The organism is Priestia sp. D3YE.R1 (genome assembly GCF_049199565.1).
GTDB classification, from domain to species: Bacteria; Bacillota; Bacilli; order Bacillales; family Bacillaceae_H; genus Priestia; species Priestia aryabhattai.
The window spans coordinates 804,655-816,957 of the sequence record NZ_JBLTHW010000001.1; the positions used below are offsets into that span (position 1 = coordinate 804,655).

General features: G+C 38.3%; 13 protein-coding genes. 10 read left to right on the plus strand and 3 right to left on the minus strand.

From position 1 onward, the window contains the following. The first annotated feature begins 59 nt into the window (after window positions 1-59). Both ACOZIR_RS04120 and ACOZIR_RS04125 read left to right on the plus strand, forming a co-directional pair. On the plus strand, window positions 60-1,823 hold the full coding sequence (locus tag ACOZIR_RS04120) for an ABC transporter transmembrane domain-containing protein (RefSeq protein ID WP_310878454.1): 1,764 nt from the start codon (window positions 60-62) through the stop codon (window positions 1,821-1,823). Next, a complete protein-coding gene (locus ACOZIR_RS04125; RefSeq protein WP_328120176.1) occupies window positions 1,813-3,618 on the plus strand; it encodes an ABC transporter ATP-binding protein in 1,806 nt (601 codons plus the stop codon). The genes ACOZIR_RS04120 and ACOZIR_RS04125 overlap by 11 nt, the downstream gene beginning before the upstream one ends. 21 nt (window positions 3,619-3,639) lie before the next feature. Here ACOZIR_RS04125 and ACOZIR_RS04130 read toward each other — a convergent pair whose 3' ends face one another. After that, entirely contained in the window at window positions 3,640-3,816 is a 177-nt protein-coding gene (locus ACOZIR_RS04130; protein WP_013084718.1) for an aspartyl-phosphate phosphatase Spo0E family protein, read from the minus strand. Window positions 3,817-3,956: 140 nt separating this feature from the next. Here ACOZIR_RS04130 and ACOZIR_RS04135 point away from each other — a divergent pair, with 140 nt between their 5' ends. The 3 genes from ACOZIR_RS04135 (at window position 3,957) to ACOZIR_RS04145 (ending at window position 6,035) form a co-directional block, all read left to right on the plus strand. After that, on the plus strand, window positions 3,957-4,664 hold the full coding sequence (locus tag ACOZIR_RS04135; RefSeq protein WP_045290019.1) for a cytochrome c biogenesis CcdA family protein: 708 nt from the start codon (window positions 3,957-3,959) through the stop codon (window positions 4,662-4,664). A gap of 211 nt (window positions 4,665-4,875) precedes the next feature. Continuing rightward, complete coding sequence (locus ACOZIR_RS04140; protein ID WP_045290017.1) at window positions 4,876-5,439, plus strand: DUF2179 domain-containing protein; 564 nt, start codon at window positions 4,876-4,878, stop codon at window positions 5,437-5,439. A gap of 104 nt (window positions 5,440-5,543) precedes the next feature. Next, on the plus strand, window positions 5,544-6,035 hold the full coding sequence (locus tag ACOZIR_RS04145) for a CcdC family protein (RefSeq protein WP_013084715.1): 492 nt from the start codon (window positions 5,544-5,546) through the stop codon (window positions 6,033-6,035). Window positions 6,036-6,066: 31 nt separating this feature from the next. Here ACOZIR_RS04145 and ACOZIR_RS04150 read toward each other — a convergent pair whose 3' ends face one another. Beyond that, window positions 6,067-6,492, minus strand: a complete 426-nt coding sequence (locus ACOZIR_RS04150) for a DUF2621 domain-containing protein (RefSeq protein WP_045290015.1) — start codon at window positions 6,490-6,492, stop codon at window positions 6,067-6,069. Window positions 6,493-6,768: 276 nt separating this feature from the next. On the opposite strand from ACOZIR_RS04150, the gene gabT reads away from it, so the two are divergent. The 3 genes from gabT to ACOZIR_RS04165 all read left to right on the plus strand — a co-directional run bounded on the left by gabT (window position 6,769) and on the right by ACOZIR_RS04165 (window position 11,099). Next, window positions 6,769-8,124: a 4-aminobutyrate--2-oxoglutarate transaminase gene (gene gabT / locus ACOZIR_RS04155; protein ID WP_045290013.1), complete on the plus strand. Its 1,356-nt coding sequence runs from the start codon at window positions 6,769-6,771 to the stop codon at window positions 8,122-8,124. Window positions 8,125-8,272: 148 nt separating this feature from the next. Beyond that, complete coding sequence (locus ACOZIR_RS04160) at window positions 8,273-9,643, plus strand: sigma-54 interaction domain-containing protein (RefSeq protein WP_045290012.1); 1,371 nt, start codon at window positions 8,273-8,275, stop codon at window positions 9,641-9,643. Between the two features lie 31 nt (window positions 9,644-9,674). Beyond that, a complete protein-coding gene (locus ACOZIR_RS04165; protein ID WP_310878456.1) occupies window positions 9,675-11,099 on the plus strand; it encodes an NAD-dependent succinate-semialdehyde dehydrogenase in 1,425 nt (474 codons plus the stop codon). A gap of 37 nt (window positions 11,100-11,136) precedes the next feature. On the opposite strand, the gene ACOZIR_RS04170 is transcribed toward ACOZIR_RS04165, so the two are convergent. After that, window positions 11,137-11,379, minus strand: a complete 243-nt coding sequence (locus tag ACOZIR_RS04170; RefSeq protein WP_016765337.1) for a hypothetical protein — start codon at window positions 11,377-11,379, stop codon at window positions 11,137-11,139. A 123-nt stretch (window positions 11,380-11,502) separates the two neighbouring features. On the opposite strand from ACOZIR_RS04170, the gene ACOZIR_RS04175 reads away from it, so the two are divergent. Next, entirely contained in the window at window positions 11,503-11,670 is a 168-nt protein-coding gene (locus ACOZIR_RS04175) for a hypothetical protein (RefSeq protein WP_310878457.1), read from the plus strand. Between the two features lie 107 nt (window positions 11,671-11,777). Then, entirely contained in the window at window positions 11,778-12,272 is a 495-nt protein-coding gene (locus ACOZIR_RS04180; protein ID WP_228459494.1) for a metal-dependent hydrolase, read from the plus strand. Window positions 12,273-12,303 lie beyond the last annotated feature (31 nt).

A 12,303-nucleotide genomic window follows, 5' to 3' on the forward strand; every position in this document is an offset into this window, starting at 1 on the left:
AGGGTGTCTTTTGTTTTATGATAGATATAAGAAAATGGTTGTGGGGCTAGGGGGATACGATGAAAATTTTTCGAGAGTTAGGGTGGTTTTTCAAACAAGAAAAAAAGTCTTACATAACGGGGATAGCGCTGCTCATTATTGTGGCAGCATTAGAACTTCTCCCGCCTAAAATTATTGGTTTAACGGTAGATGGCATCAAAGAAGGGACGCTGAATGGAAAGCGCTTAATGCAGATGGTTGGCATTTTGCTAGGAGCTGCTGTTGTGGCCTATTTCACAAGATACATATGGCGTATTATGATATTTGGTTCATCTGTTAAACTAGCCAAGCAGCTGAGAAATACCCTCTACGCTCATTTTACCAAGATGAATCAGGCCTTTTATCAGCGGCGGCGAATTGGGGATTTGATGGCGCATGCCACCAATGATATTCAAGCTATTCAACAAACTGCAGGTTCGGGCGTTTTGACGCTCGTGGATTCGATTGTCACAGGAGGGCTTGTTCTATGCACAATGGCCCTCACAATCAGCTGGAAATTAACGCTTATTTGCCTTATTCCTATGCCGCTTATGGCTGTTTTAACAAGTTACTATGGTACATTGCTTCATGCGCGGTTTCATCACGCACAAGCAGCATTTTCTACTTTAAATGATAAGGTTCAAGAAAGCATCAGCGGAATTAAAGTCATTAAGACGTTCGGGGAAGAAGCGGCTGATATCGAAGAATTTCGCATTAAGTCTGCAGATGTTGTTCAAAAGAACATGAAAGTAGCACGAGTAGATGCATTGTTTGATCCGACCATTTCGATTATTGTAGCACTTTCTTTTTTACTTGCTCTTATTTTTGGCAGCAAGATGGTTATTAGTGAAGAGTTAACACTGGGGCAGCTTGTTACCTTTACAACTTATTTGGGCCTTCTTATTTGGCCTATGCTCGCGTTTGGCTGGCTATTTAACATTGTGGAACGAGGAAGAGCATCATATGACAGGGTATTTTCTTTATTAAAAGAAGAAAATTCGATTGAAGAAGCAGCGCATCCTGGTGTTGAAATGCCAACAGGAAATATTGAAGCTGTTGTTCATAGGTTTTCGTATGGTAAAGAAGACGAATACACGTTAAACGAAATTTATTTTACACTTTCTCGCGGTCAAACATTAGGCATTGTCGGAAAGACGGGTGCTGGGAAAACCACGCTTTTAAAGCTGTTGCTTCGTGAATTTGATGTAAGCGACGGAGCTGTTTTATGGGGAGGAAAAGACATTAAAGATTATGCTTTTGATTCATTGTACAAAAGCATTGGGTATGTTCCTCAAGATCACTTTTTGTTTTCAACAACAGTCGCTGCTAATATCGCGTTTGGAAAAGAAGAAGCAAGCAATCAAGAAATTCAAGAAGCGGCTAAAGTTGCAAATGTACATAGAGACATCCTCGATTTTACAGATGGCTATCAAACAATAGTAGGTGAAAAAGGCGTTTCGTTATCCGGTGGACAAAAACAGCGTATCTCGATTGCAAGAGCTCTTTTACTAGACCCTGAGCTTTTAATTTTAGACGACTCGCTATCAGCGGTAGATGGAAAAACGGAAGCGGGTATTTTACAAGCGTTGAAGCAAAAACGTCAAAATCGAACAACGATTATTACAGCGCATCGACTGAGCTCAGTTACTCACGCAGACCTGATTCTTGTACTTGATAAAGGGAAAATTATTCAGCGAGGAACTCATGAGGAACTGCTTAGCGTGAGCGGCTGGTACCAGGATATGTACGATAGACAGCAGCTTGAACGTGCGGTAGAAGAAGGAGAGACGAAAAATGAAAATTGAGCATTCTTCGGTACATAAACGTCTGTTTTGCTATACGATTCCGCATAAAAAATCATTTTTTTTAGCGTTCACACTATTATTAATTGCTACGGCTGCTGATTTATTAGGCCCTATTTTGATTAAAGTTTTTATTGACGATTATTTAACTCCTAAGTATTTGCCTCTTCAGCCTCTTGTGTGGCTTGCAAGCAGTTATTTGCTTTTACAGCTTTTAAAAATTGTCGTTCAATACTTTCAGCTTCTGCAGTTTCAAAAAATTGCGCTTCAAATTATTCAGCAGATTCGAATTGACGTTTTTTCTCATGTTCATCGTTTGGCGCTTCGTTTTTTTGACAACACGCCAACGGGAAGCCTGGTGTCTCGAATTACAAATGACACGGAAGCCATGAAAGAAATGTTTGTGGAAGTCATCGCGGTTTTTATTCAAAATGGGGTATTTTTGGTCGGCATTTTTATAGCCATGTTTATGCTAGATGTGAAGCTGGCTTTTTATTGTTTAGTTCTTCTCCCATTTATTTGGGGGCTTATGAAGCTTTATCAGCATTACAGCGCTATTTACTACGGACAGCTCCGAGAAAAGCTAAGTCAGTTAAATGCGAAGCTTCATGAGTCTTTGCAAGGCATGTCCATTATTCAATTATTTCGTCAAGAAAAGCGGCTTCGCTCAGAATTTGAAGAAATTAATGATCAGCATTACAAAGCGGGCATGCGCAATATTAAGTTAGATGGTTTACTGCTGAGGCCTGCTGTCGAAATTCTTTATATTTTAGCCGTTATTCTTGTGCTCAGTTATTTTGGTATTTCTGTAGCTGACAGTCCTGTTAAAATTGGTGTTCTTTACGCGTTTATCAACTACTTGGATCGTTTTTTTGAGCCTGTTAATGAAATGATGCAGCGTCTTTCTATGTATCAGCAAGCGATGGTATCAGCCTCCCGGGTATTTGATTTGATGGATGAGGAAGAAAAAAATCCAGTGATGACAGGAAAACAAAAGCAGGGGGTACAAAAAGGAACGGTAGAATTCAGAAACGTAACGTTTTCCTATGACGGTGTTCGAGATGTGCTTTCTGATATATCATTTACGGTAAACGAAGGAGAAACAGTGGCTTTAGTAGGCCATACTGGAAGCGGGAAAAGCTCCATCATTAATTTATTAATGCGTTTTTATGAGCAGCAAAAAGGAGACATTTTGATCGATAATAAACCGCTATCGTCTTTTTCAAATAAAAAGCTTCGAGATCAGGTAGGGCTGGTGCTGCAAGATGCCTTTTTATTTGCCGATACCGTAAAGCGAAATATTACGCTGCATGAAGACCATTTTTCTGATGAGCAAGTAAAAGCAGCGGCGAAATTTGTGCAAGCTCACGCATTTATCGAAGCTCTTCCTAATAAGTATAATGAAGTGCTAGTGGAAAGAGGTTCGACTTTATCAAGCGGTCAGCGTCAGCTCCTAGCATTTGCAAGAACGGTGATTCGAAACCCTAAAATCCTTATTCTTGATGAAGCGACAGCTCATATTGATACAGAAACGGAAGAAGCGATTCAAGAAGTGTTAAGAGATATGGGAAAAGGCCGCACAACGATTGCGATTGCTCATCGTTTATCAACTATTCAACACGCCGACTGTATTTTAGTATTGCATAAAGGGAAAATCGTTGAAAAAGGAACGCACGCTGAACTGCTAGATAAAGGCGGTTTGTACTGTAATATGTATCAGCTGCAGCACAGTGAAAAAGAGGAAAATTTCAATAAAGAAACAGGAGTAAAAGAGATTTATACAGAATTGATAGAGTGAAGGCAAAAAAAGAAACAACCTTCATGAAGAGGTTGTTTCTGTTGTTTGAGCAGGGAATTCATTGTAAACGTTTAATAAATGATCTAATTCTTGACTATGTTTAATAGCAGGTGGAGAGTTTAATCCACTTACTCGGACTATGCGGATGAGTTCTTCTCGTTTCTTTTCAATCGCTAATAGAATATCTTTTTTGGCCAATGCTATGTATCCCTTCTAACAAGTCGTTTACCTAATTATACAAGATAATGGTACTATTTGAAAGAAGTGAGATAAGACAATTTGGTTACAAAATGGTAACGAAAAAGAACAAAAAGAACAAAAAAAGGGAAGTGGGAAATATGGGAGATTTAAATTTGTTTTTGGCATTTGGCGCGGGCTTTTTATCGTTTATTTCACCCTGCTGTTTGCCTTTGTACCCAGCTTTTTTATCGTACATAACGGGAGTATCAGTTAGCGAGCTAAAGGAAGGCGCTAAGTCACATCAGCGCAAAGCTTTTATTCACACAGCTTTCTTTCTGCTGGGATTTTCTATCATTTTTATTATGATTGGTTTTGCGACGTCCTTTATTGGTCAGTGGTTTTTTAACTATAAGGATTTGATCCGGCAGATTGGCGCTATTCTTATTATTTTCTTTGGTCTAGTTGTACTAGGGATTTTTAAGCCTCGAATTCTTATGCAAGAACATAAGCTTAGATTCGCAAATAAGCCGGCTGGTCTCTTAGGTTCTTCTTTCATAGGCATGGCTTTTGCTGCGGGCTGGACTCCTTGCACGGGCCCTATTTTAGTATCGGTTATGGCGCTTGCAGCGACAAACCCAGGCTCTGGCCTTTTGTATATGATAGCTTATTCACTTGGATTTTCTATTCCATTTTTTATTATGACGTTTTTTATTGGGAAAATGAACTGGTTAAAAAAACATATGAATTCCATGATGAAAGTTGGCGGATATGCAATGATTGGCATGGGGTTTATTTTATATTTTGACTGGATGACAAAAATTATTATTTATACAACGAGCGTATTTGGAGGGTTTACGGGCTTTTAAAAAGGGAAGATGATACAAAAAAGAATCTGAAAATTGGCAGATTCTTTTTATTTTTCAAAAGACAAAATAGTTACTTTCGCTCTTAGAAAATATCCAAGAATATGGTGTGAAAAAATATATAGAAAAAATTTATTTTTACTATATCTTCTATAAATACGGAGTGATACAATGAAATCGTCATATTTTTAATTGTTAAAAAGAGGTGTATAAATTGAAAGATATTTTGTTAATCTTGCTTTTGCAACTGATCTATGTACCGATCTTGACGCTGCGCACAATTTTTTTAGTCAAAGGTATGAGTATGTATGCCTCGGTTTTTGGATTTGTTGAAGCGTTAATTTATGTATTCGGCTTATCCCTTGTATTTTCAGGAGATCAAAGCACGCTTGCTATGGTTGTATATGCAGTTGGGTTTGGAGTGGGAATTATCCTTGGAAGTTATATCGAATCTAGGCTTGCTATCGGATATACAACATTCTTAGTTAACCTTATGACCAAAAATGAAGAGTTAATTAACCGCCTCCGACAGGAAGGTTTTGGTGTTACTGTTTACCAAGGTGAAGGAAGAGACAGTGCACGCTATAGATTGGACATTTTAACAAAACGAAGTAGAGAAGAAGAGCTATTAGCATTCATTGAAGAATATGAGCCTCGTGCTTTCATTATTTCATACGAGCCGCGTAAATTTAAAGGCGGGTTCTTACTAAAAGCAATGAAAAAGCAAAAACAAAAACAAAAGCAAAAAGCAAAAGCAGATATTAGCTCTACTAAATAAAAACAGAAGAGATCCTCTTCTGTTTTTTTGTTGCACTTTTACTTCTGATGTTTTTTGGATTATAATATAAGTAAACACTAAACTATAGTAAAGGAAGGATTTCATTGGTTATTGCTTCAACACTTGTCGCAATTTTTATGGCTTCTTTCATATTAGTTGTTCGAATGAAAGCTGCTGATAAACCAACGAATGCAAAAAAAATTATACTTCCGCCTTTTTTTATGAGTACGGGAGCATTAATGTTTATCTTTCCAATGTTTCGAGTAACGGGTGCAGAACTGCTTGAGGCGTTAATAGCAGGCATGATCTTCTCAATCCTGTTAATTAAAACGTCTAAATTTGAAATTCGTGACGATCATATTTACTTGAAGCGTTCAAAAGCTTTTGCATTCATTATTATTGGTTTGCTTATTATTCGAATTGCAATGAAAATATATTTAAGTTCTTCAATTGATGTTGGCCAGCTTGGCGGTATGTTCTGGATTTTAGCATTTGGTATGATTGTACCTTGGCGCATTGCGATGTACACATCGTACAAAAAGCTCGAACGAAAGCTGCACAATGATCGTCTTGGGAATACAACGATATTAAACTAAAAAAGGTGGCTACGCAGCCACCTTTTTTAATTTAAAATAAATGCTGATAGGGGACGGCATCTATTTTTTGCTTTTTTAATGTTTTTAATAAAAATTTATGATCACGTTTAGGCGTAGCTAAGATGTATCCACGTACGATTAAGTCTTCTGTTATAGAGGCGGCTCGTTCCTCAAGTGCGAGTTCCCCAATTTTCCCTGCAATTTTTTGTTTGGCCACATCGCGAAATAGTTCAGGTACTGGTTCAACAAGAACGTTTAATAGCTGCTTTTGATCTGCTGACCAAAGATGAATGGTTTTGGAAAGATAGTGATCTTGCCAATCAAGTTCAGACATGCCGTCTTCTTTTGGTAAGCGCTTTAAAAATTTTCTGAACATAAAAAATCCGCCGATAGCAAACATGCTCATTAAAAAAACAACCCAAAATAAAATAACCCATAAAAACCAGCCCTCTAGCATATTTTTCACTCCTTTATAAAGAGATTAATCATAACATTACTATATTTATACATTTATTATAAAAGCCTTGTTCCTTTTATGGCAATATAAAATTCCTGCACTTTATGTGAGAAGGAAGTCTTTTCTGACTTATTAATAAGTTTATATAGACTTATTAATAAGTGAATTATCGTTAGAATTATCTAAAAATGCTTATTTTTCAGCTTTTAAAAAGTTGGCACGTTTTTTGCATATAAACTAATTGAAGAATTATTTAATATGAGAGGAAGATAAAAAATGAGTCAAACTTTTAGCAAAGTAGCAACAAATTTACCGGGAGAAAATGCAAAGCAATTATTAGATAGAAGACACCGTGCCATTCCGAAAGGTGTAAGTTATGGCATTCCGACATTTGCTGATACGGCTGAAGGGGCGATCGTTAAAGATGTCGATGGCAATACGTTTATTGATTTCGTAGGCGCAATTGGCACAATCAATGTAGGGCACAGTCATCCAAAAGTAAAAGAAGCGCTTCACAAGCAAGTAGACCGTTTTATTCACACAGGATTTAATGTAATGATGTATGAGTCATATGTAGAGCTTGCAGAAAGATTAGCAGCAATTGCGCCTGGTGAATTTGACAAGAAAGTATTACTTTTAAATAGCGGAGCAGAAGCTGTAGAAAATGCAGTGAAAATTGCTCGTAAATATACAAAGCGTCAAGGAATTATTTCATTTAACCGCGGTTTCCACGGCCGTACATTAATGACAATGACAATGACAAGTAAAGTAAAGCCATATAAATATGAATTTGGACCGTTTGCTCCTGAAGTATACAAAGCTCCATATCCTTATGAGTATCGCCGCCCACAAGGATTATCAGTTGAAGCATACGAAGAGTTTATGATTACCGAATTCAAAAACTTCTTAAATACAGAAGTAGCACCAGAAACGATTGCAGCTGTTGTAATGGAGCCAATTCAAGGCGAAGGTGGTTTCATTGTTCCAGGTAAACGTTTTGTGCAAGAAGTGTATCAATTATGTAAAGAGCACGGAATTTTATTTGTATCAGATGAAATCCAAGCTGGTTTTGCACGTACGGGCCGCTACTTCGGTATTGAACACTTTGACGTTCAACCAGATTTAATTACAGTATCTAAATCACTAGGAGCTGGTGTACCGATTAGCGGTGTCATTGGCCGTGCTGAAATCATGGATGAATCTAATCCTGGTGAGCTTGGCGGAACGTACTGCGGAAGCCCTCTTGGATGTGAAGCGGCTTTAGCTGTACTTGATATTATTGAAGAAGAAAAGCTAAATGAACGCGGTGAGTACCTTGGAAAAGTAGTAACATCACGATTTGAAAAATTAGCAGAAAAATATGACTGTATCGGTGATATCCGCGGATTAGGAGCTATGTCTGCTATCGAGCTTGTGAAAGACCGCGAAACAAAAGAAGCGGATAAAGAGCTTACACAGCGCATCGTAAAAGAAGCAAACAAACGTGGATTATTACTGCTTAGCGCGGGAGTATTCGGAAACGTTCTTCGTATCTTAATGCCGATTGTTATTACAGATGAGCAGCTAGAAGAAGGCTTAGCTATTTTTGAAGCAGCACTAGAAGCAAGCGTACAGCAAACGGTTGAAGTGTAAGAGAAATTGAGACATGAGTGAAGAGAGAACTCTTCACTCATTCTTCATGAATCACAAAGAATGGGTATGTTTGGACACTCTATTTATAGATTTTTCATTTTCTGATAAAATAAAATAATAATTATTTTTTGACGAAAAGGTGATTCAAATGACCATTCATAAAAAGCATATTCAGCAAATTAACGACGAACTTTACGATATATTTGAGTCATCATTTGATGAAATCTTTGTAACTGATGCAAATGGATATGTATTAGTTGTAAATTCAGAGTGTGAAAAAAATTATGCTTTGAAAGTGGAAGATTTTATTGGAAAGCACGTAAAAGAACTGCAGGAAATGGGGATCTTTTATCCTTCGGCCACGTTAAAGGTGATTGAATCTAATCAAGCAATTGAATTGGTTCAAAAAACAAACTCAGGCCGGTATCTTCATGTGCGGACAAGGCCAGTATTTACCAATGATGGGCAATTGAAAAGCGTTATTAGCTATTCTCGAGATCTCACAGATTTAATGGAATTAAAACGAAAAGTTGAAGAGATGGAAGAACAGCTTGAAAACTATAAAAAAGAGTTAAACGAATCCGTCGATTTAGAAGGCATCGTGACAAAAAGCGAAGCGATGAAAAAAGTTTTTTCGACCATTCAACGAGTTGCTTCTGTAAATACAACCGTTCTTTTACTTGGAGAAACAGGGGTAGGAAAAAGCAGAGTAGCAAAACTGCTTCACCAGCTTAGTACAAGAAAACAGCAGCCTTATCATGAGCTTAATTGTGCAGCGCTTCCTGAACAGCTTATTGAATCAGAGCTATTTGGCTATGAAGGCGGTACGTTCACTGGAGCATTTCGAGAAGGGAAAAAAGGGATCATTGAGCTTTCGAACGAAGGCACGCTTTTTCTAGATGAGATTGGTGAACTTTCTCTTTCAGCACAAAGTAAGTTGCTCCACGTGCTGCAAGACCGTACAATTCGTCCCGTGGGTTCAACAAGAGCAGTATCAATAGATGTGCGAATTATTGCTGCTACGAATCAAAATCTGGAGCAAATGGTCGAAGAAGGAAAGTTTAGACGTGATTTGTACTATCGACTTAACGTGGTGCCAATTACGATTCCACCTTTACGAGAGCGAAAAGAAGATATTCTGCCTCTTGTCTATCAGTTTCTTCATCATTTCAATACGGTATATGAACGTAATGTACGCTTATCACCAAAGGCATTAGATGCATTTTTAGGGCAGGAATGGAAAGGAAACGTTCGCGAAGTGGAAAATATCATTGAGCGTCTGGTTGTTACAGGAGAAGAAATGATTACGCTTAAAGACTTGCCATTTGCAAAAGAGTTTGCTATCGATCCACCTGTGCATACGCTTCCTGAAATGATTGAACATGTGGAAAAAGAAATGGTCATCAAGGCGTTTGAACAGCATAGGTCATCTTACAAAGTAGCCGAACAGCTTGGTATTAGTCAATCACAAGCGAGCCGTAAAATTCGAAAATACGTGTCGGACAGTACCGAACAGTAGGTAGATAAATTTAAGCAGGGAGTGAAGAAATATGAAGCAAGCAAACTTATATATTAACGGAGAATTTGTTTCAGCAAATGATACATACGAAGTGGTAAATCCAGCAACAAATGAAGTAGTAGCTACTGTTGCAAAAGGCGGAGAAAAAGAAGCAAAGTTAGCAGCAGATGCTGCTTATGAAGCGTTTCAAACATGGTCTAAAAAAACAGCAGAAGAGCGCGGTAAATTATTATTTAAATGGCATCAGCTGATCGAAGAACACACGGATGAACTGGCTGAAATCATGACAGTCGAGCAAGGTAAGCCTCTTAAAGAAGCAAAAGGTGAAATTGGCTATGCCAACGGATTCGTTTCATGGTACGCAGAAGAAGGAAAACGTATTTACGGAGAAACAATTCCAGCTTCTTCTCCTAATAAACGATTATTTGCTCATAAGCAGCCTGTGGGCGTTATGGCAGCTATTACACCTTGGAACTTCCCGGCAGCCATGATTACGCGTAAAGTAGCGCCAGCTTTAGCAGCTGGATGTACAGCGGTTATTAAACCGGCAGAACAAACGCCACTAACGGCTCTTCGTCTAGCAGAACTGGCGCAGGAAGCAGGTATTCCAAAAGGCGTAATTAATGTCGTTACGGGAGATGCAAAAGCGATTGGAGAAGCGTGGCTTCAAGATGGACGCGTACGCAAACTATCGTTTACGGGCTCTACAGAAGTAGGTAAACTGTTAATGCGCGGAGCAGCTGATACGGTTAAAAAAGTGTCTTTAGAATTAGGAGGACACGCCCCGTTTATCGTAACAGCAAATGCTGATTTAGATAAAGCAGTAACAAATGCAATTGCTTCTAAATTCCGTAACGCTGGTCAAACATGCGTATGTACAAACCGCATCTACGTGCACGAGTCTATTGCTAAACCGTTCGCAGAGCAGTTTGCAGCGGCTGTTAGTCAGCTGAAAGTCGGAAACGGCTTAGAAGAAGGTACGGATATCGGACCTTTAATCGATGAAAAAGCGTTAGAAAAAGTAAAGCGCCACTTAGATGATGTTGTAGCAAAGGGTGGAAATGTCTTAACTGGAGGGGCTGTACGCGAAGAGGGAAGCGGGCTTTTTGTTGAGCCTACGGTTGTAGATGGTGCAACGGACGACATGCTTTGTATGTACGAAGAAACATTCGGACCAATTGCTCCAATTGCGACGTATCAAACAGAAGAAGAAGTTATTCGCCGTGCAAATAACTCTCCTTACGGATTAGCAGCTTATGTGTTCACTGAAAATATTTCAGAAGCTATTCGTATTGCTGAATCTTTAGAATATGGTATTGTAGGGCTAAATGATGGACTACCTTCTACACCACAAGCGCCGTTTGGCGGCTTTAAAGAAAGTGGACTTGGACGTGAAGGCGGACATTACGGAATTGAAGAATATTTGGAAGTAAAATATATTTCTTTAGGCTTTTAATAAAAAGTGATTTCGCTTTCCTGCGAAATCACTTTTTTTAGTAATAGTACACGTGGGGAATTTGTGCATGGATTGATTGAAAATTCATGAATAAAAAACAAAACTCCTCAAGAGTACAGCATTCAAGGTCTTCGCAATCGTGAGAATTAAAAAAATCTTCTAGTATAGTTGGCTCGGCGTCTTTAAATAACCAGTGGTGTTCAACATCTTCAAATTTGCCTCGATAAACTTCGCTCAGTCCATAAAAGTCAAATATATCTTCCAACTGCTTTTGGTGCATAGCCATCCCTCCTCTTCTTAGTATAAGAAAAAGAAAGAGATATTAAACAAGCCGTCATACTACTTTGTTTTTTTAAAAAAATCTCGTATAGTTAATAGTAATGACCAGCAAAGGAGTTTCGGCATGTTTACATATATCACGTTATTTGGTTTCCTTGGATTCGCCGTGTATTCGAGTACGTGGATTTATTCCATTGTCAAAAAAGATGGAAGAGCAAAGAAAAATGGAAAGGGTACTCTTATTAGTTTTCTTGTGATGATTATTGGGTTAGTCGGTCTGCAGTTTACGTAACTATAGATTATTTTGACATTTTTACCACCTTCACTTATAGTTAACGTTGGGCGAACATATGTATGATTTTGGTCACGGTGCTTGCCTTAAGTTGAAAAAGAAAGAAGGTGGCATATTTGAGATATCACACACATATTGCAACATCGATTGCTGCCGGTGCCGGTGTGGCTATAACAGGAGACGCTTCGTTTACATTTCCTTATGTTGTAGGCATTGCGATTGGAGCGCTGCTTCCTGATATTGATGAACCAAATTCATATATTGGTAGAAGATCTCTTGGTCTTGCAAAAGTCATTAAATCTATTTTTGGACACCGAGGTATTACGCATTCTATTCTTGCAAGTGGACTTATTTTTTATTTACATACGATGTATAACAACGATTTTACATTAGGGATAGCCTATGGATACGCTTTTCATATTCTTGGAGATTTCTTTTCTAAACGAGGGGTACCTTTTTTCTCTCCTCTTAGCAAGAAGAAGTTTAAGCCTCCTTTGACATATGAAACAGGTGGTGGAGCAGAGACTCTCATCTTTTACCTGGCAGTGATAGGAAGTTTTTATATGCTTTATAAGTATCAGCTGTACACTCAGCTGTTTTAAAGAAAGAAGCCATCTGATTTACTCAGATGGC